General features: G+C 63.4%; 28 protein-coding genes. 11 read left to right on the top strand and 17 right to left on the bottom strand.

The genetic code is table 11. The features are described from left to right. The first annotated feature begins 82 nt into the window (after nucleotides 1-82). A complete protein-coding gene (locus KHO53_RS17240) occupies nucleotides 83-985 on the top strand; it encodes a DMT family transporter (RefSeq protein WP_036994194.1) in 903 nt (300 codons plus the stop codon). A 66-nt stretch (nucleotides 986-1051) separates the two neighbouring features. On the opposite strand, the gene KHO53_RS17235 is transcribed toward KHO53_RS17240, so the two are convergent. From KHO53_RS17235 to cysK, 3 genes are all read right to left on the bottom strand, one after another. Next, nucleotides 1052-1942, bottom strand: a complete 891-nt coding sequence (locus KHO53_RS17235) for a DMT family transporter (protein WP_213570547.1) — start codon at nucleotides 1940-1942, stop codon at nucleotides 1052-1054. 391 nt (nucleotides 1943-2333) lie between these two features. Then, the gene (locus KHO53_RS17230; protein WP_036994191.1) at nucleotides 2334-3269 is read right to left on the bottom strand and encodes an aspartyl/asparaginyl beta-hydroxylase domain-containing protein; all 936 of its coding nucleotides are present in this window, start codon (nucleotides 3267-3269) and stop codon (nucleotides 2334-2336) included. Nucleotides 3270-3430: 161 nt separating this feature from the next. Continuing rightward, the gene (cysK, locus tag KHO53_RS17225; RefSeq protein WP_213570546.1) at nucleotides 3431-4405 is read right to left on the bottom strand and encodes a cysteine synthase A; all 975 of its coding nucleotides are present in this window, start codon (nucleotides 4403-4405) and stop codon (nucleotides 3431-3433) included. 130 nt (nucleotides 4406-4535) lie between these two features. On the opposite strand from cysK, the gene KHO53_RS17220 reads away from it, so the two are divergent. The 3 genes from KHO53_RS17220 to KHO53_RS17210 all read left to right on the top strand — a co-directional run bounded on the left by KHO53_RS17220 (nucleotide 4536) and on the right by KHO53_RS17210 (nucleotide 7788). Beyond that, a complete protein-coding gene (locus KHO53_RS17220; protein WP_010223110.1) occupies nucleotides 4536-5609 on the top strand; it encodes a DUF748 domain-containing protein in 1074 nt (357 codons plus the stop codon). Between the two features lie 138 nt (nucleotides 5610-5747). Beyond that, complete coding sequence (locus KHO53_RS17215; protein WP_010223111.1) at nucleotides 5748-6593, top strand: AAA family ATPase; 846 nt, start codon at nucleotides 5748-5750, stop codon at nucleotides 6591-6593. 16 nt (nucleotides 6594-6609) lie between these two features. Continuing rightward, entirely contained in the window at nucleotides 6610-7788 is a 1179-nt protein-coding gene (locus KHO53_RS17210) for a vWA domain-containing protein (RefSeq protein WP_159388239.1), read from the top strand. Nucleotides 7789-7887: 99 nt separating this feature from the next. On the opposite strand, the gene KHO53_RS17205 is transcribed toward KHO53_RS17210, so the two are convergent. The 4 genes from KHO53_RS17205 to KHO53_RS17190 are packed head-to-tail and all read right to left on the bottom strand — an operon-like array spanning nucleotide 7888 to nucleotide 11573. Further along, nucleotides 7888-8811, bottom strand: a complete 924-nt coding sequence (locus KHO53_RS17205; protein ID WP_100783158.1) for a 5-oxoprolinase subunit C family protein — start codon at nucleotides 8809-8811, stop codon at nucleotides 7888-7890. Next, nucleotides 8808-9512: a 5-oxoprolinase subunit PxpB gene (gene pxpB / locus KHO53_RS17200; RefSeq protein WP_010223114.1), complete on the bottom strand. Its 705-nt coding sequence runs from the start codon at nucleotides 9510-9512 to the stop codon at nucleotides 8808-8810. Before pxpB ends, KHO53_RS17205 begins: the two co-directional genes overlap by 4 nt. Further along, nucleotides 9509-10261, bottom strand: coding sequence for a 5-oxoprolinase subunit PxpA (locus KHO53_RS17195; RefSeq protein WP_010223115.1), 753 nt, complete (start codon nucleotides 10259-10261; stop codon nucleotides 9509-9511). Before KHO53_RS17195 ends, pxpB begins: the two co-directional genes overlap by 4 nt. 25 nt (nucleotides 10262-10286) lie before the next feature. After that, complete coding sequence (locus tag KHO53_RS17190) at nucleotides 10287-11573, bottom strand: MFS transporter (RefSeq protein ID WP_010223116.1); 1287 nt, start codon at nucleotides 11571-11573, stop codon at nucleotides 10287-10289. 142 nt (nucleotides 11574-11715) lie between these two features. On the opposite strand from KHO53_RS17190, the gene KHO53_RS17185 reads away from it, so the two are divergent. Next, nucleotides 11716-12627 carry a LysR family transcriptional regulator gene (locus tag KHO53_RS17185; RefSeq protein WP_010223117.1) on the top strand — a complete coding sequence of 304 codons (912 nt, stop codon included), beginning with the start codon at nucleotides 11716-11718 and terminating at the stop codon, nucleotides 12625-12627. On the opposite strand, the gene KHO53_RS17180 is transcribed toward KHO53_RS17185, so the two are convergent. Genes KHO53_RS17180 through KHO53_RS17170 form a run of 3 tightly spaced genes read right to left on the bottom strand, consistent with a single transcriptional unit; the run spans nucleotide 12624 to nucleotide 14447 of the window. After that, nucleotides 12624-13145 carry a DUF2937 family protein gene (locus tag KHO53_RS17180; protein ID WP_036994182.1) on the bottom strand — a complete coding sequence of 174 codons (522 nt, stop codon included), beginning with the start codon at nucleotides 13143-13145 and terminating at the stop codon, nucleotides 12624-12626. The two genes, KHO53_RS17185 and KHO53_RS17180, sit on opposite strands and share 4 nt — an antisense overlap. A gap of 11 nt (nucleotides 13146-13156) precedes the next feature. After that, complete coding sequence (locus tag KHO53_RS17175; RefSeq protein ID WP_010223119.1) at nucleotides 13157-13933, bottom strand: class II glutamine amidotransferase; 777 nt, start codon at nucleotides 13931-13933, stop codon at nucleotides 13157-13159. Between the two features lie 22 nt (nucleotides 13934-13955). After that, nucleotides 13956-14447: a hypothetical protein gene (locus KHO53_RS17170; protein WP_010223120.1), complete on the bottom strand. Its 492-nt coding sequence runs from the start codon at nucleotides 14445-14447 to the stop codon at nucleotides 13956-13958. A gap of 84 nt (nucleotides 14448-14531) precedes the next feature. Here KHO53_RS17170 and KHO53_RS17165 point away from each other — a divergent pair, with 84 nt between their 5' ends. Together KHO53_RS17165 and KHO53_RS17160 are read left to right on the top strand one after the other, a co-directional pair. Further along, the gene (locus KHO53_RS17165; protein ID WP_100783161.1) at nucleotides 14532-16583 is read left to right on the top strand and encodes a S9 family peptidase; all 2052 of its coding nucleotides are present in this window, start codon (nucleotides 14532-14534) and stop codon (nucleotides 16581-16583) included. 137 nt (nucleotides 16584-16720) lie between these two features. Next, on the top strand, nucleotides 16721-17194 hold the full coding sequence (locus tag KHO53_RS17160) for a cyclic nucleotide-binding domain-containing protein (protein ID WP_100783162.1): 474 nt from the start codon (nucleotides 16721-16723) through the stop codon (nucleotides 17192-17194). On the opposite strand, the gene KHO53_RS17155 is transcribed toward KHO53_RS17160, so the two are convergent. After that, nucleotides 17191-17463, bottom strand: coding sequence for a hypothetical protein (locus tag KHO53_RS17155; RefSeq protein ID WP_010223123.1), 273 nt, complete (start codon nucleotides 17461-17463; stop codon nucleotides 17191-17193). The two genes, KHO53_RS17160 and KHO53_RS17155, sit on opposite strands and share 4 nt — an antisense overlap. 126 nt (nucleotides 17464-17589) lie before the next feature. Between KHO53_RS17155 and KHO53_RS17150 the strand changes: the two genes are divergently transcribed. The 3 genes from KHO53_RS17150 (at nucleotide 17590) to KHO53_RS17140 (ending at nucleotide 18936) form a co-directional block, all read left to right on the top strand. Then, the gene (locus tag KHO53_RS17150) at nucleotides 17590-17961 is read left to right on the top strand and encodes a YajD family HNH nuclease (protein ID WP_010223124.1); all 372 of its coding nucleotides are present in this window, start codon (nucleotides 17590-17592) and stop codon (nucleotides 17959-17961) included. Nucleotides 17962-18033: 72 nt separating this feature from the next. Then, a complete protein-coding gene (locus tag KHO53_RS17145; RefSeq protein WP_010223125.1) occupies nucleotides 18034-18504 on the top strand; it encodes an RNA methyltransferase in 471 nt (156 codons plus the stop codon). Between the two features lie 66 nt (nucleotides 18505-18570). Beyond that, a complete protein-coding gene (locus tag KHO53_RS17140; protein ID WP_010223126.1) occupies nucleotides 18571-18936 on the top strand; it encodes a YgaP family membrane protein in 366 nt (121 codons plus the stop codon). On the opposite strand, the gene KHO53_RS17135 is transcribed toward KHO53_RS17140, so the two are convergent. Together KHO53_RS17135 and KHO53_RS17130 are read right to left on the bottom strand one after the other, a co-directional pair. After that, nucleotides 18933-20147, bottom strand: a complete 1215-nt coding sequence (locus tag KHO53_RS17135) for a hypothetical protein (protein ID WP_036994290.1) — start codon at nucleotides 20145-20147, stop codon at nucleotides 18933-18935. The genes KHO53_RS17140 and KHO53_RS17135 overlap by 4 nt on opposite strands. Nucleotides 20148-20203: 56 nt before the next feature. Beyond that, nucleotides 20204-20653 (bottom strand): YcgN family cysteine cluster protein, encoded by a 450-nt coding sequence (locus KHO53_RS17130; protein ID WP_010223128.1) that lies wholly within the window; start codon nucleotides 20651-20653, stop codon nucleotides 20204-20206. A 148-nt stretch (nucleotides 20654-20801) separates the two neighbouring features. Between KHO53_RS17130 and KHO53_RS17125 the strand changes: the two genes are divergently transcribed. Beyond that, on the top strand, nucleotides 20802-21395 hold the full coding sequence (locus tag KHO53_RS17125) for a nitroreductase family protein (RefSeq protein ID WP_010223129.1): 594 nt from the start codon (nucleotides 20802-20804) through the stop codon (nucleotides 21393-21395). 91 nt (nucleotides 21396-21486) lie between these two features. Here the strand turns inward: KHO53_RS17125 and KHO53_RS17120 are convergent, their stop codons facing one another. From KHO53_RS17120 to KHO53_RS17105, 4 genes are all read right to left on the bottom strand, one after another. Continuing rightward, nucleotides 21487-22419 carry a D-2-hydroxyacid dehydrogenase gene (locus KHO53_RS17120; protein ID WP_010223130.1) on the bottom strand — a complete coding sequence of 311 codons (933 nt, stop codon included), beginning with the start codon at nucleotides 22417-22419 and terminating at the stop codon, nucleotides 21487-21489. 64 nt (nucleotides 22420-22483) lie between these two features. Then, nucleotides 22484-22777 (bottom strand): YcgL domain-containing protein, encoded by a 294-nt coding sequence (locus KHO53_RS17115; RefSeq protein WP_010223131.1) that lies wholly within the window; start codon nucleotides 22775-22777, stop codon nucleotides 22484-22486. Further along, a complete protein-coding gene (gene rnd / locus KHO53_RS17110) occupies nucleotides 22774-23907 on the bottom strand; it encodes a ribonuclease D (protein ID WP_010223132.1) in 1134 nt (377 codons plus the stop codon). Before rnd ends, KHO53_RS17115 begins: the two co-directional genes overlap by 4 nt. Nucleotides 23908-24006: 99 nt before the next feature. After that, nucleotides 24007-25641 (bottom strand): phosphoethanolamine transferase, encoded by a 1635-nt coding sequence (locus tag KHO53_RS17105; RefSeq protein ID WP_213570545.1) that lies wholly within the window; start codon nucleotides 25639-25641, stop codon nucleotides 24007-24009. Nucleotides 25642-25744 lie beyond the last annotated feature (103 nt).

Raw genomic sequence — 25744 nt, 5'->3', positions numbered from 1 at the left:
ATTCAAGCGCAAGAAAGGGAGAGAGCATGGCCCGGTTTGTAACGTAAACTCGCGCCCTGCCCCCAAAGGACCCGGAGAGCCCATGAGCCCTATCGCCATTACCCGCCTGTTGATACTCGCTGCTGTCTGGGGGGCGAGCTTTCTGTTCATGCGCATCATTGCGCCGGTGCTCGGCACCCTGCCCACGGCGTTTTTCCGCGTTTCCATCGCCTGCCTCGGCCTGCTGGTGATTCTTGCCCTGCTGCGGGTGCGCTGGGACTTCAACGGCAAGCTCAGGGCCTGTCTGGTGCTGGGCATGATCAACTCAGGGATTCCAGCCACGCTGTATTCAGTGGCGGCCCAAGTGTTGCCGGCCGGCTACTCGGCAATCTTCAATGCCACCACGCCGTTGATGGGCGTGCTGATTGGCGCGCTGTGCTTTCGTGAACCACTGACCCTGGCCAAGCTCAGCGGCATTTTCCTTGGTTTGTTCGGTGTCGGCATACTCAGTGGCGCGGGCCCGGTGGCGTTTGACGCGAAACTGCTGCAAGGCGCCCTCTCGTGCCTGGCGGCAACCGCCTGTTATGGCCTGGCCGGCTTTCTGGCCCGGCGCTGGCTCGATCACCAGGGCGGCCTCGACAGCCGCTTGTCGGCGCTGGGCAGCATGATGGGCGCGACCTTGCTGTTGTTACCGTTGTTCGGCTACAGCGTGCTGACCCAGCCACCGGCAAGCTGGGGCGGTTGGGAGGTGTGGGGGTCGCTGCTGGGCTTGGGGCTGGTGTGTACCGCCTTTGCCTACATCCTTTACTTTCGCCTGATCAGCGAGATCGGCCCGGTCAAATCCAGCACTGTGACCTTCATGATCCCGGCCTTCGGTGTGCTGTGGGGCGCCTGGCTGCTGGATGAGCCGTTGTCGCTGGCGCATCTGTACGGCGGGCTGTTGATTGCCGTGGCGTTGTGGCTGGTGCTCAAGCCTGCGGCGGTTGGCAAGCCGGTTCGCGCCTGACAGGTTAATCCGTAGCCCTGAGGGCGCAGGTTTGCCGCCCGGCGTTTTGCCGGGCGGCAAGCAGTGCTAGTCAGCTTGCAGTTGCGCCTGCGCGGCAGCGGGCTTGCGGAACACGAACAGCAGGCCAATGACGATCAGCCCCATGCCCAACAAGCTGAGCGCCGCCAGGCGGTTACCGAAGATCAGGTAGTCCATCACCGCAGTGACGGCCGGCACCAGGTAGAACAGGCTGGTGACATTGACCAGGTTGCCCTTGGCGATCAACCGGTACAACAGCAAAGTCGCCAGCAGCGACACCACCAGGCCCATCCACAGCAAGGCGCCGATGAAGCTGTCGGTCAGTTCCACCTGCAGCGGCTGAAACGGCGCAAATACTGCACACATCATCAGCCCGGCAAGGTATTGCAGTGGCAAGGTGCCCATGGGGTTACTGGTGAGGCGCTTTTGCATGATCGAACCAAAGGTCATGCTCATCAGCGCCAGCAAGGCAAACAGCATCCCGGCCAGCGACACACCGCCGAGGTTGATGCCTTGGTAGACCACCATGATCAAGCCGCTCAAGCCCAGGCCCAGGCCGAACAACCGGCTCCAGGAACGCTGGCGTTCCATCAGCACCACGGTGAGGATCGGTTGCACGCCCATGACCGTGGCCATGACCCCGGGCGTGACGTGGGTGTTGAGCGCCAGCAGGTAGAAGATCTGATAAGCGCCCAGCAGCACGCAACCGGTGGCCAGGGCTTGCAACACCGCCGGGCGGGTGCGCGGCCAGTGCAGCTTGAGCAAGGGGCTGAGCAACAGCAGGCCCGCCAGGGCCAGGGCCGAACGCAGCAGCAGGAAGGCAAAGGGGCTGGCGTGAGCCAGGCCAAGCTTGGAGACGATCGCCCCGCTACTCCAGAGCAGGACGAACAGGCTGGTAGTGGCCGCCGAGACCACGGATTGTTTCGATAGAACAGACATGAATGCCACCTGTAATTCGGGCAGATAAGCCGAACGGTGCTACCCGCGAGGGGCAGCCAACCGTATTCAGTAGGGTGCAGGTGTGTGGGGACGCAGCCATTGGCCGCTTAGCCCAGCACTACCACTGCTGGCGGTGCGACGACGCACACGACCACGCTACTGACAGGTGGTGGGTAGTGACTGATCATGGCCGGCTGCTGATTCCCACGCACAACGACAACCGCGTCAGGCGCGGTAGCGAATACGGTGGATGGGCAGGACGCTGGCATGAGCAGGTCTTCGGTGAGGTGAAGTGGGGTGACTATAGACCAGCCTGTTTCAGGCTGGCAAGTCGGTGGTGAATGCAGATGCCGGCCTTGCCGGCGATGGGCCGCAAAGCGGCCCGAAACAATCAGAACAACCAGCGGTACAGCAGATAGGCAACCACCACCGCCAGCACCGGACGCAACACCCGGTAGGCCTTGGGGTTGGCCCGCTTGAACTGCTTGACCCGGTTGCTGATGACGTTGCTGAAGCGCTTGCTCCAGGCATAGGCCTGGTTGATGCCGCCCACGCGTTCGTCATCGGTGTTCTGCGGCGCGGTGGCGCGGCCGAGGAACGCACTGACCTTGCGGTTGATGCGGGTCATCAGCGGGCTGTTGAGCGGCCGCTCGACGTCGCAGAACAGGATCACCCGGGTGGTTTCGGTTTCGTTCTTGACCCAGTGCACATAGGTTTCGTCGAACATCACGTCTTCACCGTCGCGCCAGGCATACACCTGACCATCGACGTAGATCCGGCAATCGTCGGAGTTCGGCGTCGACAGGCCCAGGTGATAACGCAGGGAGCCGGCAAACGGATCGCGGTGCGGATTCAGGTGACTGCCGCCGGGCAGCAAGGCGAACATCGCGCCCTTGACGTTGGGGATGCTGTTGACCAGCTCGACGGTCTTGGGGCACAGCGCCTCGGCCGAGGGCAGCGGCTTGTCGTACCACTTCAGGTAAAAACGCTTCCAGCCCTTCTTGAAGAACGAGCCGAAGCCGGCGTCGTTGTCTTTTTCGGCTGCGCGGATGTAACCCTCGTCGAACAGGTGCATGGCCTCTTCGCGGATGACTTCCCAGTTGTCCTTGAGCACGTCGAGCTCGGGGAAGCGCTTGCGCTCCAGGTAAGGTTTGGACGGCACACCGGAAAACAGGTACATCAGGGCGTTGTAAGGGGCAAACAGCGCCGAATGGTTGACGAACTGGCGCAACAATGGCAAACGCGCCTTGCCGCGCAGGTGCACATACAACGTGCTGCCGAAAAACAGCAGCAATACACCTGCCTTGGCGACAAAGGAAAAAGTCATGCAACACTCCTTGGAATTTCGATCAGGCCATCACTGCCGAATTAATCGAACATATTAACCGATCCGGTCCCAGTGAAAACCTGCGGGACCGGGAATCAGTGTTAAGGATTGTGCAACAAACAGCGGCGCCGGTTATTGCCCGGGATCAGCACCGCCGCGACTTACTGTTGGTTTTCCTGCTCGGTGAACAGGTCGGAAAACAGCATGCTCGACAGGTAACGCTCACCAGAATCCGGCAGAATCACGACGATCGTCTTGCCCTGCATCTCCGGCTTTTCCGCCAGGCGCACCGCCGCAGCCATGGCCGCTCCGGAGGAAATACCGCAGAGGATGCCCTCTTCCTGCATCAGGCGCAGGGCCATGGCCTTGGACTCCTCGTCACTGACCAGCTCGACCTGATCGACCATGCTCAAGTCGAGGTTCTTCGGCACAAAACCGGCACCGATGCCCTGGATCTTGTGCGGGTTGGGCTTGATCTCTTCACCGGCACGGGCCTGGGTGATCACCGGCGAGACGATCGGTTCGACCGCTACCGAGAGAATCGCCTTGCCCTGGGTCTTCTTGATATAGCGCGACACCCCGGTAATGGTGCCGCCGGTGCCGACACCGGCGACCAGCACATCGACCGCGCCGTCGGTATCGTTCCAGATTTCCGGGCCGGTGGTCTTCTCATGGATCGCCGGGTTGGCCGGGTTCTCGAACTGGCCGGGCAGGAAGTAAGCCGACGGATCGCCAGCAACGATTTCATTGGCTTTTTCGATTGCACCTTTCATGCCCTTGGCCGGCTCTGTGAGCACCAACTCCGCACCCAGGGCCTTGAGCACCTTGCGCCGCTCGATGCTCATCGACGCCGGCATGGTCAGCAGCAGCTTGTAACCCCGGGCGGCGGCAACAAAGGCCAGGCCGATGCCGGTGTTGCCCGAGGTCGGTTCGACGATGGTCATGCCCGGTTTGAGCTTGCCGCTGCTTTCAGCGTCCCAGATCATGTTCGCGCCGATCCGGCACTTGACCGAATAACCGGGGTTACGGCCCTCGGTCTTGGCCAGCACGGTGACGCCGCGAGGGGCGATGCGGTTGATCTGCACCAGCGGCGTATTGCCGATGGAATGCGCGTTGTCAGCAAAGATACGGCTCATGGCGGGGTCCTTTTATGCACCGGGCGGAAAACTTCAAGGGTAAGCCTGCAGCGCCAATGCGTCCACAACCGGCGAACCCCTGAAGCTGACGGGGGTCAACCGATCACTACCCTGCCGGAAACCGTCACCGATGAAACGTCGCTACCGCTGGCCCCTGTGGGGGCTGTTGAGCATCGCCCTGTTACTGCTGGCCCTGCACCTGACCCTGCCGCTGCTGGTACGCAATTACCTTAACGACAGGCTCGCCGACATGGGTGAATACCGCGGGCAGATCGCCGACGTCGACCTGGCCCTGTGGCGCGGCGCCTACAAGATCAACGGCCTGAACATCGTCAAGACCAGCGGCAAGGTTCCGGTGCCGTTTCTCGAAGCACCCTTGATCGACCTGTCGGTCAGCTGGCATTCGCTGTGGCACAACCAGGCGGTAGTGGCGCAAGTGACCTTCTTCAAGCCGCAGCTGAACTTCGTCGACGGTGCCAGCAAACAGACCTCGCAGACCGGCCAGGGCACCGACTGGCGTCAGCAACTGGAAAAGCTGCTGCCCATCACCCTCAACGAAGTCCGCATCGACGACGGTATCCTGAGCTTTCGCAACTTCAATTCCACGCCGCCGGTCAACCTCAAGGCCACCCGGCTCGATGCCAGCATCCGCAACCTGACCAACGTCGAGGACCGCAAGGGCCGGCGCGACGCCACGTTCGACGGCAAGGCCCGCCTGCTCGGCGATGCCAGCGTCGAAAGCAGCGCCACCTTCGACCCCTTCAGCGATTTCCAAGACTTCAAGTTTCGCTTGCGCGCCACCGATATCGAGTTGCGCCGGCTTAACGATTTTGCCAGTGCCTATGGCAAGTTCGACTTCAATGCCGGCCATGGCGACCTGGTGATCGAGGCCGAAGCCAGCAACGGCCAGCTCAACGGCTACATCAAGCCGTTGCTGCGCGACGTCGATGTGTTCAACTGGCAACAGGACGTTCAGAGCAAGGACAAGGGCTTTTTCCGCTCGATCTGGGAAGCCCTGGTCGGCGGCAGCGAAACCGCGCTCAAGAACCAGCGCAAGAACCAGTTCGCCACCCGCGTAGCGCTCAGAGGCAGCGTGCATAAACGCGATATCAGCGCCTTCGAGGCGTTTTTGCAGATCCTGCGCAATGGCTTTGTCCAGGCCTTCAACGCCAACTATGAACAAACGCCACCCAAGGTTGACTGAGTCACCGAGTGACGGTCCATTCAGAGACTGAATGGGCCGTCTGCGTTCCCAGTCGCCCGGAGCCCGCGTTATAGTCGTGCATGACAATTTTTCCGCCTGGGGCCATGTCCCCCCGGCGCTACGTTAGAGGATCGGTTCATGAAGTTCGAAGGCACCAGCGCTTATGTCGCAACAGACGACCTGAAACTGGCAGTCAACGCAGCGATCACCCTAGAGCGGCCGCTGCTGGTCAAGGGTGAACCGGGCACCGGCAAGACCATGCTTGCCGAGCAGTTGGCCGAATCCTTTGGCGCCAAGCTGATCACCTGGCACATCAAGTCGACCACCAAGGCCCACCAGGGGCTCTACGAGTACGACGCGGTCAGCCGCCTGCGCGACTCGCAACTGGGCGTCGACAAGGTGCACGACGTGCGCAACTACCTGAAGAAAGGCAAGCTCTGGGAGGCCTTCGAGTCCGACGAGCGGGTCATTCTGCTGATCGACGAAATCGACAAGGCCGACATCGAGTTCCCCAACGACCTGTTGCAGGAACTGGACAGGATGGAGTTCTACGTTTACGAAACCAACGAGACGATCAAGGCCAAGCAGCGCCCGATCATCATCATTACCTCGAACAACGAAAAAGAGCTGCCGGACGCCTTCCTGCGCCGCTGCTTCTTCCACTACATCGCCTTCCCCGACCGCGACACCCTGCAGCAGATCGTCGATGTGCACTACCCGAACATCAAGAAGGACCTGGTCAGCGAAGCGCTGGACGTGTTCTTCGACGTGCGCAAGGTGCCGGGCCTGAAGAAAAAGCCGTCCACCTCCGAACTGGTCGACTGGCTCAAGCTGCTGATGGCCGACAACATCGGCGAAGCGGTGCTGCGCGAACGCGACCCGACCAAGGCCATCCCGCCGCTGGCCGGGGCCCTGGTCAAGAACGAACAGGACGTGCAGTTGCTCGAGCGCCTGGCCTTCATGAGCCGTCGCGGTAACCGCTGAGCCGGGAGCAATAGCCATGCTGCTCAATCTGTTCAATGAAATGCGCGCGGCCAAGGTGCCGGTTTCGGTGCGCGAACTGCTCGACTTGCTCAATGCCCTCAAGCAGCGCGTGAGCTTCGCCGACATGGACGAGTTCTACTACTTGTCGCGGGCCATCCTGGTCAAGGACGAGCGCCATTTCGACAAGTTCGACCGGGCGTTTTCGGCCTACTTCAAAGGCCTGGAGAACCTCGACCGGCACCTGGAAGCGCTGATTCCCGAAGACTGGCTGCGCAAGGAGTTCGAGCGCTCGCTGACTGACGAGGAGCGCGCGCAGATCCAGTCCCTGGGTGGGCTGGACAAGCTGATCGAAGAGTTCAAAAAGCGCCTGGAAGAGCAAAAGGAACGCCACGCCGGCGGCAACAAGTGGATCGGCACTGGCGGCACCAGCCCGTTCGGCTCGGGCGGTTTCAACCCCGAGGGCATCCGCGTCGGCGATGCCGGCAAGCGCCAGGGCAAGGCGGTCAAGGTCTGGGATCAGCGCGAGTACAAGAACCTCGACGACCAGGTCGAACTGGGCACGCGCAACATCAAGCTGGCCTTGCGCCGGCTGCGCAAGTTCGCCCGCCAGGGTGCGGCCGAAGAGCTGGATATCGACGGCACCATCGACCACACCGCCCGCGATGCCGGCCTGCTCAACATCCAGATGCGCCCGGAGCGGCGCAACAGCGTCAAGTTGCTGCTGCTGTTCGACATCGGCGGCTCGATGGACGCCCACGTGAAGATCTGCGAAGAGCTGTTCTCGGCCTGCAAGACCGAGTTCAAGCACCTGGAGTATTACTACTTCCACAACTTCGTCTACGAGTCGGTGTGGAAGAACAACCTGCGCCGTACCTCCGAGCGCACCTCGACCCTGGACCTGCTGCACAAGTACGGCGCCGACTACAAGGTGGTGTTCGTCGGTGACGCGGCCATGGCGCCCTACGAAATCACCCAGCCGGGTGGCAGCGTCGAGCACTGGAACGAGGAAGCCGGTTACGTGTGGATGCAGCGGTTCATGGAGAAGTACAAGAAGCTCATCTGGATCAACCCCTACCCAAAGGACACCTGGGGCTATACGGCATCGACCAACATCGTTCGCGAGCTGGTCGAGGACCGGATGTTCCCGCTGACCTTGCGTGGGTTGGAAGAAGGGATGCGGTTTTTGTCCAAGTAGACACGGGCCGCTACGCGCCCCATCGCCGGCAAGGCCGGCTCCCACAGGATCTGCGGGAAATACAAATCCTGTGGGAGCTGGCTTGCCAGCGATGAGGGCCTATGAGGCAACAAACCGCTGCAGGTAATCCCGCTGCTCAAGCCACGCCATCTCCTGCACCACCGGCCGGAACCGCACCACGCGCCCCGGCAGCATCTGCGCCAGCCGCGCCAGCGCCAGCGGCGTCAACGCTCCCAGCCGTGGATAACCACCAATGGTCTGGCGGTCATTGAGCAGCACGATTGGCTGGCCATCCGGCGGCACCTGCACCGCGCCTAAAGGGATACCTTCAGAGATCATCGCCGGGCCCTGGTACTGCAACACCGGCCCCAACAGGCGAATGCCCATTCGATCGGCACGGCTGTCGAGGGTCCATTCACGGTTGAACGCTTCAAACAGGCTTGTGCCACTAAAATCGCCGATCTGCGCGCCGAGCAACAGATCAAGCGGCGCCCTGTCGGTAAAGTCCGGCCACAACGCCTCCGGCACTTCTTTGAGCGCTTTCGCCACGCCGGCATATTCCAGCGGTTGCCCCTTGGCCAGCGGCGAGCCCAAACCATCCAGCCCGCCGAGCTCTTCACGCACCACGCTGGCACAACTGCCCAGCACCTGCGGCGCCTTGAACCCGCCCGGCGCGGCGATGTATGCGCGGGCCCCGTGCAACGGCGAGTTCAAACGCAGGCGCTGGCCCTTGCTCATGCTGAAACTGCGCCAGGGCTTGAGCGGCTGGCCATCGAGGCGTGCGTCGAGGTCGGCGCCGGCCAGGGCCAGGCAGCAGTCCTGCTCGGCAATCAGGCTGAAACCACCGAGGGTGACCTCGACCACCGCAGCCTCGGGCGCGTTGCCCAGCAGCCAGTTGGCCCAGCGCATCGACACCCAGTCCAGCGCCCCGCCCTGAGTCACGCCCAGGTGGCGCACGCCAAAGCGCCCGGCATCCTGCAACAGGCACAGCGGCGTGCTGGCCTCGATCGACAACCGGCTCATGCCTGTGCCTCCAGCGGCGTATCGTCGCCGCCCAGGTTAAGGAAGGTCGCACGCTCAACCGCCACGAAGCGCACCCGGTCACCCGGCTGCAGCAGGCTGTAGCCCTCGCGCTGACGGTCAAAGAGTTTGCTCGGGGTGCGCCCGATCAGGTTCCAGCCGCCAGGAGAAACCGCTGGATAAGCGGCGGTCTGCCGCTCGGCAATCCCCACGCTGCCGGCCGCCACGCGTTTGCGCGGGGTGGCCAGGCGCGGCGTGGCCAGTGCCTCTTCGACCAGGCCCATGAAGGCGAAGCCGGGGGCAAAGCCAAGGGCGAAGACCTGGTACTCACGCTCGCTGTGACGGCGAATGATGTCTGCCAGCGAGGTCTGGCAACGCTCGGCCAATAATTTCAGTTCCGGGCCGACGCTCAGGTCGTACCACACCGGGATCTCATGCTCACGACCGCCGCTGCCAGCGTCCGCTTGCAGGTCGCTGAGCGCTTCGCGGATGCAGGCCTGAGCCTCGGCTGGCGACATCTGGAGCAAGTCGAACTGCACCATCAGCGTGGTATAGGACGGCACCAGATCAACCAGACATTCGGCAAACGCGCTGCGCAAGCGCCGGCTGGCGGCGAGCATCCACGGCATGTTGCTTTCGTCGATGCGATCGAACAGGCGCACCATCAGGCAGTCGATGGCTACCACTTCAATACGGTAGTTCATGGCACCGCCTGGGCATCGAGGGCCTGACGGATCTGCCGGACGGCGGCAATCGAGCTGTCGTTGTCACCATGCACGCACAAGGTATCGGCCTGCAGCAGCAGCGCGCTGCCATCGCTGGCAATCAGCGGCTCGCCCCGGGCCAAGCGCAAAGCCTGTTCGACGATCAGCGCCGGATCGTGATGCACCGCCCCCGGCAAGCGCCGCGACACCAGGTGGCCGCTGGCGTCATAGGCGCGGTCGGCAAAAGCCTCGAACCACAGGGTCACGCCGTACTCATCACCCAGGGCCTGGGCCGCGCTGTTGTCGGCGGTGGCCATCAGCATCAGCGGCAGTTGCCGGTCATAGGCGGCCACAGCTTCCAGCACGGCACGCAGCTTGAGCGGGTCGGCCATCATGTCGTTGTACAGCGCGCCGTGGGGTTTGACGTAGGCAACCTGCGTCCCCTGGGTGCGGCAAATGCCGTCCAGGGCGCCGATCTGGTAATGCAGCAGGTCGCGAATCTCTTCGGCACTGCAGGCCATGGAGCGACGGCCGAAGCCGACCAGGTCCTGGTAGGCCGGGTGGGCGCCGATGCGCACCTGGTTGGCCACGGCCAGGGCCACGGTCTTGCGCATGATCCCGGGGTCGCCGGCGTGGAAGCCGCAGGCGATGTTGGCGCAATCAACATAGGGCATGACCTGGGCGTCCAGGCCCATGGTCCAGCTGCCAAAACTTTCACCCATATCGCAATTCAGTAACAGGCGGCTCACGAGTGATACTCCTTCAGGCTCGGCCTTAACGGGCTTCAAGTTGTTTGCCGCGGGTTTCCGGCAGGCTCAGTGCTGCCAGAATTACCACTCCGTAGGACACTGCGGCAAATCCGCCGATACCCAGGCCCAGCGGAATCTTCTGGCTGAGCAAACCGATCAGCAGCGGGAAGAACGCCGCCAGGGCGCGGCCGATGTTGTAGCAAAAGCCCTGGCCCGAGCCGCGGATGCGGGTGGGGAACAGTTCGGTAAGAAACGCGCCCATGCCGCTGAAGATCCCCGAGGCGAAGAAGCCCAGGGGGAAGCCCAGCCAGAGCATCACGCCGTCACTGACCGGCATCTGGGTGTAAAGCAGGACAATGATGAACGAGCCGACGGCGAACAGGATGAAGTTCTTTTTCCGGCCCAACAGGTCGGTCAGGTAGGCACTGATCACGTAGCCGATGTAGGAGCCGAAGATCACCATCGCCAGGTAGCCGCCGGTACCCAGCACGCTCAGGCCCCGTTCGTTCTTGAGAAAGGTCGGCAGCCACGAGGTGATGGCGTAGTAACCGCCCAGGGCGCCGGTGGTCAGCAACGAAGCGCGAATAGTGGTGAAGAGCATGCCCGGAGCGAAGATCTCATAAAAATGCGAAGGTGCTTCGGTTTTCTCGGCGGCCCTGGCCTGCTGGTAGATCTCCGGGTCCTTGACCAGGCGCCGGACAAAAATCACGAACACCGCCGGTACGATGCCCAGCAGGAACAGCGCACGCCAGGCGTCTTCCGGCGGCAACAGCGAGAACAGCACGGCATACAGGATCGCCGTCAGCCCCCAGCCAATGGCCCAGCCGGACTGCACCATGCCGACCGCCTTGCCACGGTCCTGAGCGCGGATCACCTCGCCGATCAGCACTGCGCCGGCCGTCCACTCACCGCCAAAGCCAAAGCCCATCAGGGTACGGGCGATCAGCAGTTGTTCGTAGTTCTGGGCAAAGCCGCAGAGGAAGGTAAAAAATGCAAACCACAACACCGTCAGTTGCAGGGTGCGCACGCGGCCGATGCGGTCGGAGAGGATGCCGGCGATCCAGCCGCCCAGGGCCGAGGCGATCAGGGTGCTGGTGTGAATCAGCCCGGCCTCGGCGGTGGTGATGCCCCACAGGGCGATCAGGGTGGGGATGACGAAGCTGAGCATCTGCGTGTCCATGCCATCCAGGCCGTAGCCGATCTTGCAGCTCCAGAAGGTCCGGCGTTCCTGCTTGTTGATGTTGCGGTACCAGTCGAATGGTCCCGCCACTGACCTGGGTTTGACCTGTTGCTGCACGCCCGATGGGTTCATGGTTGCCTCAGCTTGTTGGTATTGTTTTAACGACGACAGCATATGTCGCGGCCTGAGGATCATTTTTCGACGGGCGCAGGTTGTCGTCCAACGAGAAAAACCAGCTGTCTGGCATAAGAAAAACTTGATCAGTGAGCGCGCCATGAACCTCAAATTCCTCGAAACCTTCGTCTGGGTGGCCCGGCTCAAGAGCTTTCGCCTGACCGCCGAAAAGCTTTTCACCACCCAGGCGTCGATCTCCAGCCGTATCGCGGCGCTGGAGGCCGACCTCGGGGTCAGGTTGCTGTTGCGCGACTCACGCGGCGTGAGCCTGACCCCGGAAGGCAGCAAGGTGCTGGAATACGCCGAACAGATGCTCGACACCGCCAAGGCCCTCAAGCAATCGCTGGACAGCGACCGGGCCAAGGTCGGGCGCATTCGCATCGGCGTGATGGACACGGTGATCCACACCTGGATGAGCCCGCTGGTGTCGGAGCTGATGGAGCGCTACCCGCAGGTGGAAATCGAACTGGTCGCCGATACCGCGCTTAACTTGCGCGAACAGCTGCAAAAAGGCTTTCTCGATGTGATTCTGCAAACCGACCTGTTGCGCCAGGAATCGATCCGCAGCCTGGACCTGGCGCGCTATCCCATGGGCTGGATCGTCGCCCGCCAGTCGATCTACAACCGCGACTACGCCTCGCTGGCGGACCTGGCCCGCGAGCGCATCGTCACCTTCTCGAAGAACTCGCGTCCGCACCAGGAAGTGCTCAGCCTGCTACAGGCCGAAGGCGTCGGCGCGCCACGGCTGAACTGCGTGAATTCGGTGGCGGCGATTACCCGCTTGCTGCGTGACGGCTTTGGCATCGGCGCCCTGCCGCCAGCGCTGGTCAGCGAAGAACTGGCCCGTGGCGAACTGATCCTGTTGCCGCTGGCCCAGCAACCACCGAGCCTGGAGCTGGTGGTGGCCTGGCAGACCGGTGTCGAGCTGGTCGATGAGGTGGTGCAACTGTGCCGCAACGTGCTGGAGCGCTACGCCCGCGATGCCGGGCCGCAGCGCATCGTGCTGGTTTAGCGCCAGCTCTCCTGCACCGCCTTGCGCCGCCCGCCAAGTGCGACCCAGCCAAGCAACAGCAGCAGGCTTTCGACCACCAGCGCCAACACCAGCGCGCAGCTCAGGCCCCAGGCCAGGGCCTCGGGATTGAGGAGGATCTGGTAGCGGTAGCCGTTGAGGGTTTCTTCGCGCAGTTGCGGGTTGGCGGTGACCAGCACATGCCAGGTTTTCGCCAGCCACGGGCCTTGCAGAATCTGCCATTCCTGCTCGAACTGGCGGTTGCGGATCAACAGGCTTTCGATGCTGTTGGCATCGCTGGTGAACACCGGGTCGTCGCTGCTGCGGTAATGGCCCAGCAGCGCCTGCAGGTCGCCGTTGAAAAAGCGTTTGGCGGTGTCTTCAAAGCCCTTGAGGCCTTCGCGCGATTCGAGCAGGTGCGCCTCGACCCGCTGGCCATAATCGACGATATAGCCCGGCACTTGCAGGCCAACCAGCAAACCGCAGGTAAACAACAGCAAGCGCAGGTAACTTCTGAACATGGGGCTGATCCTTAGCTGGCCTGACCTTCGGCGATGCACTCGCCACGGCGCCACAAGGCCCACTGGCCAGGCGCGTAGCGGTGCCAGGTTTCGTTCTCGGTGAGGGCCTCGGTGGCGATCACCGTGACCACATCGTTAGGGGTGGTTTCAGCCTGGAAGTCGACGATCATGTCGACGTCCTTCAGCCGTGCCGGGCCGAACGGCGCACGGCGGGTTATGTGCACCAGCTTGGTCGAGCAGAAGCAGAACAGCCAGTCGCCATCGCTGAACAGGCAGTTGAACACGCCCTTGCCACGGTATTCGGCGCAGGCCGCGACCAGTACCGGCAGCAGTTGCTCGACCTCAACCGGCTCGGGGAAGGCTTCGCGCACACGGTTGAGCAGGTCGCAGAACGCCGCTTCGCTGTCAGTGTCGCCGATCGGTCGGTAGAAGCTCGCCTGGCCCTTGAACTCACCGAGCTGGCCGTTGTGCGCAAAGCACCAGTTGCGGCCCCACAGCTCGCGTACGAACGGATGGGTGTTGGACAGGCTGACCTTGCCGACATTGGCCTGGCGAATGTGGCCGATCACCACCTCGCTCTTGATCGGGTAGCGTTGCACCAGGTTGGCGACTTCCGACTCGCAGCTCGCCGCCGGGTCCTGGAACAGGCGCAGGCCACGGCCTTCGTAGAAGGCGATGCCCCAGCCGTCACGGTGCGGGCCGGTGCGCCCGCCACGCTGCATCAGCCCGGTGAAGCTGAAAACGATGTCGGTCGGCACATTGGCGCTCATGCCCAGTAGTTCACACATGCTTGGCTGCTCCGGGCAAATCCTACAGACGCGGCTCGACCCGCGTGCCGCTGCCGCCCAGCGGCGCTGCAGGTGGCGGGTTACGGTAGCGGTCGCTGCGGTCGGCGGCGAACGGCTCATCGCTCACAGGCTCCTGGGCTTCACGCTGGGCGGCCGCTTCGGCCTGCTCACGGCGGGCCTTGGCGCGCCGCTCCAGCGGCCAGCGGATGAACACGAACAGTGCATACAAGGCGAACGCGATCATGCCGTACATGGCCAGGTCGGCTGCGGCGCGCAGGGCGTTGTTGCCGACCTTGAACAGGGTATCGAGGGCGGCAATGGCGATGGCCGGGGCGAATTTTTCCTTGACCGGGTCGACGATGGTCGGGGTCAGCAGCAGTACCGCCATCAGTACCCGCAGCGGTTCACGCAGCCAGCGCCACATCCAGCCAGTCAGGCGAAAGCCCACCAGCAGGCATCCCAAGGCGGCAAGGGCATAGAGGCCCCAGGCGAGCAGATAGTCGTTCTCGGTCATGGTGTCCGTGGCAAGCTAGGCAAATAGACGCTTATGATAAACACTTTTCCGCGCGCAGGCGCCCCCCAGCCAAGAGAACCCCGCATGTCCGCAGACGCCACCGCTCCCCGTGCCCCGATTGCCCGCAAGGCCGAAGGTGCCGATCCCTATGCCTGGCTGCAGCAACGCGACACCCCCGAGGTGCTGGCTTACCTGAACGCCGAGAACGCCTATCAGCAAGCGCAACTGGCCGATCAGGCGCCGCTGCGCGAACAGCTGTTCGAAGAGATCAAGGCGCGCATCCTTGAAACCGACTTGTCGCTGCCTTCGCCCTGGGGCCCGTACCTGTACTACACCCGCACCACCGCCGGTGACGAGTACGCCCGCCATTACCGCTGCCCGCGCCCGGCCGATGATGCCAATACCGTCGATGAAGCGCGCGAGGAGCTGCTGCTCGACCCCAATGCGTTGGCCAAGGGCGGCTTCCTGTCCATGGGCGCCTTCAGCATCAGCCCCGACCACCAGCGCCTGGCCTACAGCCTGGACACCACGGGCGACGAGATCTACACCCTGTACGTCAAGGACCTGGCCAGCGGCGCCATCGAGCAACTGCCGTTCGAGGACTGCGACGGCAGCATGACCTGGGCCAACGACAACCAGACGTTGTTCTTCGCCGAACTGGACGACACCCACCGCCCGCACAAGTTGCTGCGCCATCGCCTGGGCAGCGCCAGTGTCGAAGCAGTCTATGAAGAAACCGATGGTCGTTTCTTCTTGCACTGCTACCGCGCCAGCTCCGAGCGCCAGCTGATCCTGCTGCTCAACAGCAAGACCACCAGCGAAGCCTGGGTGCTCGATGCCGAACACCCCGAGCAGGCCTTTACCTGCCTGGCGCCCCGGGTCGAGGGCCATGAGTACTACCCTGACCACGGCCAGCTCGAAGGCCAGTGGCGCTGGTTTATCCGCACCAACCAGGACGGCATCAACTTCGCCCTGTACCAGGCTGTTGCCGACGTAGTGCCCACCCGCGAGCAATGGCAACTGTTGGTGGCCCATCGCGACACGGTGATGCTCGAGGGCATGACCCTCAACGCCAGCGCCCTGAGCCTGAGCCTGCGCGAAGGCGGCCTGCCGATCATCGAGGTGCACCCGCAGGGCTTGCCGGCCTACCGCGTGGAGCTGCCGGACGCCGCCTACAGCCTGTACGTACAGGACAGCCTGGAGTTCGTCAGCACGCGCATCCGCCTGCGTTACCAGTCGCTCAACCGCCCGGCCCAGGTGCGCCAGCTGGAGCTGGCCAACGGCGCCCAGCAAGTGCTCAAGGAAACCCCGGTGCTCGGCCCGTTCGACCCGGACGCCTATGTCAGCCAGCGCCTGTGGGCAACCGCCGCCGATGGCACCCAGGTACCGATCAGCCTGGTGCAGCGCCGTGCCGACGTTGGCAAGCCGGTGCCGCTGTACCTGTACGGTTACGGCGCCTACGGCGAAAGCCTCGATCCGTGGTTCTCCCACGCCCGCCTGAGCCTGCTCGAGCGCGGCGTGGCCTTTGCCATTGCCCACGTGCGCGGCGGCGGTGAACTGGGTGAAGCCTGGTACCACGCCGGCAAGCAGGCGCACAAGCACAACACCTTCGGCGACTTCATCGCCTGTGCCGAACACCTGATCGCCCAGGGCGTGACCGGCGCCGAGCAGTTGGCGATCAGCGGCGGCAGCGCCGGTGGCCTGCTGATCGGCGCGGTGCTCAACCAGCGCCCGGAGCTGTTCAAGGCCGCAATTGCCGAAGTGCCGTTCGTCGATGTGCTCAACACCATGCTCGACCCCGAGCTGCCGCTGACCGTCACCGAATACGACGAGTGGGGCAACCCCGAAGAGCCCGAGGTGTATGAGCGGATCAAGGCCTACGCCCCCTATGAGAACGTCCGTGCCCAGGCCTACCCTGCCCTGCTGGTGGTTGCCGGTTACAACGACAGCCGCGTGCAGTATTGGGAAGCGGCCAAGTGGGTAGCGCGGCTGCGGGTGACCAAGACCGACGACAATCTGTTGCTGCTCAAGACCGAAATGGGGGCCGGCCACGGCGGCATGAGCGGGCGCTACCAGGGGCTGCGCGACGTGGCGCTGGAGTACGCGTTCGTATTTAACGTGCTGGGCGTGGTGTAAATCGGAAAATTTGTTGTCTGATCAAGCGAATCGCCGGCCAGGCCGGCTGCCACAAATCCTGTGGGAGCTGGCCTTGCCAGCGATGGGCTGCGCAGCAGCCCCAGAACAGACACCACAAAACTAAAAGAACGACGCAAATGCCTGAACCCACCCACCTCAACAACGAAATCCGCGACATGCTCATGGACTGCGGCCTGTTCGACCAGTTGCTGCCCGGCGACTTCCAGGCCGCCGCCGGCTACTTCAGCATCAGCAACATGAGCCAAGGCACCCAGATTTTTCGCGAAGGCGATGCCGGCACCTTCATGTGCATCATCCATCACGGCGTAGTTTCAGTGCGCAAGACCGACGCCGAGCAGCGCCAGGTGGAAATCGCCACCCTGCGCAAGGGCCGCGCCTTCGGCGAAATGGCCGTGCTCGACGGTGAACGGCGCTCGGCCAGCTGCATTGCCGCCAGCGACTGCCAGTTGCTCAACCTGGGCAAGGACTCGCTGGAAAAGATGCTCAACGACGCCCCGAAGATCGCCGCCAAGATCATCCGCGCCCTGGCTGTGGCCCTGTCCCGGCGCTTGCGCATGCAGGACGGTCAGCGCCTGGCCCAACAGGTCTAGTCGCCCTTGGCCTTGCTGTTGTCCGGGTTCAAACCAGGCAATGGCTGATCCTTGGGCGGGTTAGGCACCGGCATCGGCGGCAGCAATGGCGCGCCCGGTTGCGCATCACCGGCGCGCGGCGGCGTACTCGGCGTCACCTGCGGATACGGCGTTGGCGTCGCCGTGCCCGGCGCACCCGGCACCGGGGTGATCAGCCGTGGCTGCAAATCAGCGGCCATGGCAGGTTGCAGGCTGGCACAGATCAATACCGCAATGATCGCGTAACGCATGCACAGGCTCCTTGAGGGTCCTGGCTACAGGCTACTCCCACCGCGCACGGTTTGCCTGTCCGAATTGCCCGCCATCGGGCTAAACTTCAAGGCATAACCGTAACAAGCCCGAGAAAAGGTAATCCCATGAGTTCGTCATCCTCTGCCGCCGCCACCGCACGGCTAGACCGCATCCTCGCCGACGCCAAGCGCGACAAGGAAATGGGCTACCGTGACAAGGCCCTGCGCATGTACCCGCACGTGTGTGGCCGCTGCGCCCGCGAGTTCGCCGGCAAGCGCCTGAGCGAGCTGACCGTGCACCACCGTGACCACAACCACGACAACAACCCCCAGGACGGCTCCAACTGGGAGCTGCTGTGCCTGTACTGTCACGACAACGAACACGCCCGCTACACCGACCAGCAGTACTTCAGCGAAGGCTCGACCAGCAGCCCGACCATCGCCAAGGCCACCCACAACCCGTTCGCGGGCCTGGCCGGCATGCTGAAAAAGGACTGACTGCCCAAGCGCGCCCCCACAGGTGCCGGCAAGCCCGTATAATCGCGTCTTTTTTGCGAAGGGCCCCGGCACGTGGCGAACAAACGGTACAGCTGCATTGGTCTGTTCAACCCCAAGTCAGCAGAGAACGTAGGTTCGGTGATGCGCGCTGCGGGTTGCTACGGCGTCAACTCGGTGTTCTACACCGGCAAGCGCTATGAGCGCGCCCGCGACTTCGTCACCGACACCAAGCGTGTGCACTACGACATCCCGCTGATCGGCATCGACGACCTGCAGAAGATCATCCCCCTGGGCTGCACGCCGGTGGCGGTGGAGCTGGTCGACGGCGCCCGGCCGCTGCCCGAGTACACCCACCCGGACCGCGCGATCTATATCTTCGGCCCTGAAGACGGCTCCCTCGACCCGAGCGTGCGTGCCTGGTGCGAAGAGACCATCTACATCCCGACCAACGGTTGCATGAACCTGGCCGCCACCGTCAACGTGGTGCTCTATGACCGCCTGGCCAAAGGCCTGAACACCCGCTCCGGGCCGAAGTTCAAGTAACTCGACTGAACAGCCCGGCCTGCCCGGCGGTCTGCTGTAGACCATCGCCCCTACTGGAGAATGACCATGTCCGAGAAACAGACGCTTATCCCGGCCAACTCAGCGCAGATGGCCAGTGAACATAACGTCCACGGCTGGGAACGCGCAGGTTCCGTCGCCACCGGGGTAATCATGGTCGGCAAGGGCCTGCGCCGTGGTGGCTTGCTGGGGATGATTCAGGTGGCGGTCGGCGGGGTTGCCCTGGCCCGTGGCATTACCGGCCACAGCTCGGTGAAAAGCCTGATCGAGCGCGGCCGCAGCGATCTGGACAACCTCCGCGCCAAGGTCGAACGCAGCGGTGCCGAGTTGCAAGCACTCAAGGCCAACGCCGCAGCCGCCCCCCGTGGCACCACGGTGACCGGCAACGACGCCCTGAAAGACCCCAGGCCTTAACGCAACAGCGGGCTCTGCAGCACCTCGGAGGATTTGCCCAGCACGCTTTCGCTGAGCTGGATGAACTCCGCGGTGCTAACGCTGTTCAGGCGCATCATCGCCCGGGTGACATCATCCAGTGAACGCTGGTTGTGGGTGTGCAGGCGGATTTCCTGGTCCAGCGCCCGCAACAGCAGCACGCCACGGGCGATCACCGCGCTGTCGACCTGCTCGCCGCGCAAACTGCTGACCTTCTTGCCACTGCGCTCAAGGCTCGCCTGCTGGGCCTGATAGCGCTCCTCGGTCATGCCACCGGCACGGCGCAGCAGTTCGCTGGCGTAATACTCGGCCAGGCTCTCGCCAATCCAGTCGCTGTCCTCGCGGTCGTTGATCTGCGCAAACACATGCACCAGTTCGCGCAGCACCGGGCTTGAGCCGTTCTCGCCAACCAGCGGGCGGCTGCTGTGCAGGTAAATGGAGTGATGCCCGGCGCGGGCGCCACGCCACAGCTCATCCCGGGCGCCGACCAGTAACAGCTTGGGCGGATTGCGCGGGAACACCGCCTGCAGCTGCGGCCAGACAAAGGTCAGCAAGGTCAGGTTGTCCAGGCGGCGCATGGCCTGGCCTTGCGGCGCGGCGACGCTGACGTCGGTTTCGCCCAGGCGCGCGCGGCGGGTACCGATGGTGCCGGCGAGCATCCAGCCGGTCGGGCGGTCGAACAGCCGCGAGACGTTGTCGATGCGAAAACGGTGCTTGCCAATGCGCGGCCACGGCGTCTCGACGCTTTTCCAGCCCTTGGGCAGCTCGAAACTCAGGCGCGCCACCAGTTCGGTGCCGTCGTGCTGGTCCAGGCGCGCCGGCGGCACCAGGTCGTCACCGCGAAACAGCGCCCAGCCCGGGGTCATGCGGGTTTCATAGGCGCCGCCCTTGAGCCGCTGGCTCAGGCGCACCTTATAGCTCAGCTGGCTCTTGCCTGGCGCCGGTTGCCAGTGGCCGCGCTGATCGCCGCCCTGCAGCTGCCATTGGCCGTCGGCCTTGAAGTCGCTGTAGGCGCCGTCCTTGCCCAGGTCGAAGTCCAGGCTGCGCACGCTGGCGCCGTCTGCCAGGGTCAGGCGCACTTCGGCCTGCTCGCTTTGTGGCAGCAAGCGCACGTGGTAATCCAGATCGACTTTTTTCGCCCAGGCCGGCGAACTGGCCAGCAGGCCCAGCACCAGCCACCCATGGCAACGCACACGCATACAGAAACTCCTCGTTCCCCCAAACGCGATCCCCGACAAGCCTCTGCAGCTCAACCGGCGCGGAAAATCAGATAGTCTTCCCAGTCGTCCTCATCGACGCTGTCTTCGCTGAGCATGCGCCCGGATTGTGAAATCCGTTGCTTGTGCACCTGCTCACGGTCACCACACACCAGGTGGTGCCAGTCGGGCAGGTCCTTGCCCTCGCTGACCAGGCGGTAGCCGCAAGTGGTGGGCAGCCATTTGAACTGATCGGCCTTGCCCGGCGTCAGCTGGATGCAGTCAGGCACGATCTGCATCCGCTTCGGGTAGTTGCTGCACTGGCAGGTCTTCATGTCCAGAAGTTTGCAGGCGATACGCGTGTAATAGACGCTGTTGTCGTCTTCATCTTCAAGCTTTTGCAGGCAGCACAAGCCACAGCCGTCACACAGCGACTCCCACTCCTGCGGGTCGAGTTGCTCGAGGGTTTTACGCATCCAGAATGGAGCGGCGTTGGCAGTCATGTAGCGGGTGTCCTGTTTCAATTCGTGCGCGGCGGCGCGGCGGCGCCAGTCTAGGGCCTGTCACCGGCCATTGCCAGACCGCTTGTCAGCGCTCATATGACACAGTAGTTTGACCAGCGGTCACCACCCCAACCCTCAGGAACTCAAGATGAGTGCAAATCCTCGCGTTGCCGATCACGCCATCAACGAACAGTTCATCCAGCGCTGGTCGCCGCGCGCCTTCACCGGCGAGCCGATCGACCAGGCCACCCTGCTGAGCTTCCTTGAAGCCGCACGCTGGGCCCCTTCGGCCTACAACTCGCAGCCCTGGCGCTTTCTCTACGCCCGCCGCGACACGCCGAACTGGGAACGCTTCCTCGGCTTGCTCAACGAATTCAACCGCAGTTGGGCCCAGCACGCTTCGGCGCTGGTGATCATCATGTCCAAGACCACCTTCACCGCGCCTGGTGCCAGCGAAGAAACCCCGGCGTTGTGGCACACCTTCGACACCGGCTCGGCCTGGGGCCACCTGGCGTTGCAGGCCAGCCTGAGCGGCTGGCACACCCACGGCATGGCCGGTTTCGACCAGGAACTGACCCGCAGGGAGCTGAAGATTCCTGAAGGATATGCCCTGCACGCGGCGGTGGCGATCGGCAAGCTGGGCGACAAGTCGACCCTCGCTGAAGGCCTGCAGGCGCGGGAAGTGCCAAGCCCGCGGCGGCCATTGAGCGAGTTGGCGGCTGAGGGTGATTTCAGCCTTTGATTTTCAGGGCTGCTCTGCAGCCCATCGCTGGCAAGGCCAGCTCCCACAGGGTCAGCGGTGCCTACAAAACCTGTGGGAGCCGGCGACGCTTTTAATAGCCGCGCTGAAAGTCCACTTCCCCGCGTAACGCTTCACCCGCCTGATACGCCCGCAGATTCTCGACAAACACGCGCACCATCGCCGCCGGCGAGGTCGGTGCCGAGCTGTGCCCGGTCAACAGCAAGCCCCAGGCGGTCCAGAACGGATGGCGCTGGGGCAACGGTTCCTGGCGGCAGACATCGATCACCGCGCCGGCCAGATGGCCCTTCTTCAAGGCTTCGACCAGGTCGGCATCGACCACCGCGACGCCGCGCCCGGCATTGATGAACAAGGCCTCGGGGTTGAAGCGCTGGAACAGCGCGGCGTCATACAGGTCATGGGTCGCCGGGGTGTCGGGCAGCAGGTTGATGACATAATCGACCTGCCCGACCAGACGGCCAAGGTCCTCAAGGCCTGCCACTTCGATAAACGGCGCCTGCTCGCGCGCTTGGCTGGCAATGCCGTACAACTGTACGCCAAACGGCAGCAGGAACTCCGCCACCCGCTGACCGATATCGCCGGTGCCGACGATCAGCGCCCGGCGCCCTTCCAGGCTGCGCCCGGGGCGGTCATCCCACTTGCGCTCGACCTGGCTGACCAGCCGTGCCAGCACCTCGCGCTCGTGGCCAAGCATGTAGGTAAGCACGTACTCGGCCATGACCTGGCCAAAGATCCCCACCGCCCGGGTCAGGCGATAATTGCGCTGCAGGCCGTCAGCCAGCAACGGCGTGATCCCGGCCCAGGTCGATTGCAACCACTGGGGCTGATGGCCCTGGCGCAACAAGGTCGCCAAGAGGTCCGGCTGGCCCAGCCATACCGGGCTGTCAGCGGCCAGCCGCGCAAGTTCCGCCGAGTCGCCACTGTTCAGGACCTCCAGGTCCGGTGCCGCTTCGCGCAACAGGCGAGCGTAGAGGGCATGATCCTGTTCAGCGATCAAAACACGCATGTTCATAACAACCTTGGGTAACGGCGAAAGCCGCCAGGGGCTGGCGGCGTATCAGATAGGGAGGTCAGACCGGATCGTTGCGGCGCAGCAGCTCTTCGGGCAGGTGCTCGATGTACTCGTCCTCGGCGGGCGGCATCTGCAGGTGGTAACCCTGCTGCTCGAGGTTTTCCAGAACCTTGGCGATATCTTCGCGGGCCAGCTTGCGCTCCGGGCTCAGCACCAGGTCGAAGGCATGCACTGGGGTACCGAAGAACGGCAGCAGGCCTTCGGGCACACGCTCCAGGCCGTCAGCCTTGAGCACGTACAGATACATTTCGTTCTTGCGGGGGCTCTTGTAGATCGAGCAGATACGTTTCATGAAGGGTCTCCGGCGCCCGCCAGGCAATCGAGCAGCGCCTGCCCCATGCGCTCACGGCGCCAGCCGCGCAGCGACTCGGGGAGTTGATAGGGTCCGTTGGGGTAACCGCTCTTGAGCAGCAGTTCCAGGGGTTTCTTGCGCAGCATCAGCTCGGGGGCGATGCTCAGGCGTTCGGCCTCGGCCTGGCCGATGGCGCGCAGTTGCTTGAGCAGCACCGAGGCTTCGATCGGCAGCGGCTCGGGCACCGCTGGCGGCCATTGCTCCGGCGGCAGGCTGGCAGCCTGCTTGATCAGGCCGAGCAGGAACTCGCCATCCTGACGGATGGTGCGCGGGTGCATGTCTTCGATCTTGGCCAGCGCCGACAGCGAATCCGGCTGGGTGCGGGCCATGGGCCACAAGGCGTTTTCGCGGACGATGCGGTTACGCGGCAGGTCGCGGGCACGGGCTTCGCGTTCGCGCCAGGCGCACAGCTCGCGCAGTACCGCCAGTTGCGCGCGCGACAGCTTCCAGGCCAGCTTGGCCTCGCGGTACAGCTCGTACGGGTCGGTTTCGCGGCGCAACTGGGCAACCAGCTCGGCACCGTCCTCGAGGACCCAGGCGTGTTTGTCGGCGGACAGCTGCGGGCGCAGGCGCTCGTACAGTTCGGCCAGGTGCACGGCGTCTTCGGCAGCGTAGCTGACCTGGGTTTCCGACAACGGGCGTTGCAGCCAGTCGGAACGGGTTTCGCCCTTGGGCAGGTCGATGCCGAGCACCTCCTGAACCAGGCGCGAATAGCCCATGGAGAAACCCAGGTTGAGGTAACCGGCGGCCAGCTGGGTGTCGAACAATGGCGCCGGCAGGCTGCCGGTCAGGCGCGACAGCACTTCGAGGTCTTCGCTGCAGGCATGCAGGACCTTGATCACCTGCGGATCTTCAAGCAGTCCGGCCAGCGGCTGCCAGTCGCCGATCCGCAGCGGGTCGATCAGGTAGGCCCGCGCCCCGTCACCGACCTGGATCAAACCGGCTTTCGGATAGAAGGTATCGACCCGCATGAACTCGGTGTCGAGTGCCACGAAGGGCAGCGTGCGCCACTGCTGGCAATGCTCTGCCAGGCTGCGGTCGTCACAAATCCAGTGAATATCGATGGCCACAAGGCTCTCCCACAAACAATGGCGCGCAGTATATACGGCGCAGGCCATCGTCGGGAAACCACTCGACCGCTATCCCTGCCGCCGTTACCGCGCCTGTGATCAGTGTCTGGCCAGCATTGGCCGACAGCTGGCGAACAGGTCCAGCTGCGGCTTGTACAGGGCGGTGTGCACCTGCAGCAGGCCGAGCATGGAGTGGAACAGGTTGTCCTGGCTCAACGGCGCATTGCGGGCCTTTTGCAGGCAGTCGCTATCGACGCCGAAGCTGGCCTTGTAGCTGTCGGAAAACCACGCCAGCAGCGGCACGTGCTTCTGCTGCTCCGGTGCCAGCATGTAGGGCGTGCCGTGCAGGAACAGGTTGTAATCCCCAAGGGATTCGCCATGGTCGGACAGGTACAGCATGGCGGTGTCGACCTTGTCCTGCTTGCTGCGCAGGATGTCGATCAGCGACGCCAGGACATGGTCGGTGTACACCAGGGTGTTGTCGTAGGCATTGACGATGCTGTCCTGGCTGCACTGGTTCAGGGCATTGCTGCGGCATACCGGGGTGAAGCGCTCGTATTCTTTCGGGTAACGCTTGTAGTAGTCCGGGCCGTGGCTGCCCATCTGGTGCAGCACCAGCACGGTGTCCTGTTGCAGGTTGTCGATGAAGCTGTCCAGGCCCTTGAGGAGGATGTCGTCGCGGCACTCGTCATCGGCGCACAGTGCCGGGTCCTTGACGTTGCTGACATTCTCGAACACCACCCGGTCGCAAGTGCCCTTGCAGCCGGACTGGTTGTCGCGCCAGCGCACCGCCAGCCCGGCCCGCTGCAGCACATCGAGCAGGCCTTCCTGGTTTTTGGCGGTGCTGGCGTCGTAATCCTTGCGGGTGAAGCCAGAGAACATGCACGGCACCGACACGGCGGTTTCGGTGCCACAGGAGTGCACGTCGGTGAAGGCGATCAGGCCCTTTTCCTTGCTCAGCTGTGGGGTGGTATCGCGCCCGTAGCCCAGCACCCCGAAGTTCTGTGCCCGGGCACTCTCGCCGACCACCAGCACGGTCAGCGACTTGCGCGTGCGTTGTTGCCAGGCCACGTCCAGTTTCGCGTCCTCGCCGATCTTGCGAAACGGCTTGGCGGCGCTGCCGACCCGCTCGCCCACATACCCCAGGGAGGCGCCGACGACATTGCTCGGCACCAGCAACAGGCGGATTTCATGGTGGTTGCGAAACAGCGAAGCCAAGCCTTGATAGTTCACCAACGCCACCGCCGCCAACACGACAATGCAGGCAACGCTGACGAGCAACTTGCCGACTAACTCACGCACCCAGTTACGGTACAGCACCGGGGTGCTATACAACAATAAAGAAGGCAATACACCTAACACTACGATATATAAAAAAAGTTTCATCGAGAGCAGGTCACGTACTTCCGTGGCATTGGTCTCCATGGCATTACGGAGCATGCCCACATCAACCATCACGCCGTACTGGCTCATGAAGTAAGCCACCCCGGCGCTGACCATGAACAGGCTGATCAACAGCGGTTTGAGCACGGGCCTGAAGGCCAGCAGGGTCAACACCAGGTTGAACGCACAGAGGATCATCACGCCAAACGCCACGCGCAGCAGCAGGCCATGGCCATCGCTGGAAAGCACCGACGCCAGGTGTTGCCACAATAATGAGTTGAAGCCGATCAACAGGTACAGGCTGGCAATCAACGTGACCCATTCGGCCCGCAGGGGTTTGACCTTGAACATGATAATTCGCTTAGTTAAACGTCGGGAACAGTGCCCTTGCGGCACGGCCTGGAAACTGCCCGAACTGTAAGTAGCGAGTCATCAATTTTTTGTGAAAAAGACG

The organism is Pseudomonas sp. RC2C2 (assembly GCF_018390435.1).
Classification (GTDB): Bacteria; Pseudomonadota; Gammaproteobacteria; order Pseudomonadales; family Pseudomonadaceae; genus Aquipseudomonas; species Aquipseudomonas donghuensis.
Note: the sequence above shows the minus strand (reverse complement) of the source record. Positions and strands in the feature narration are given on the sequence as shown.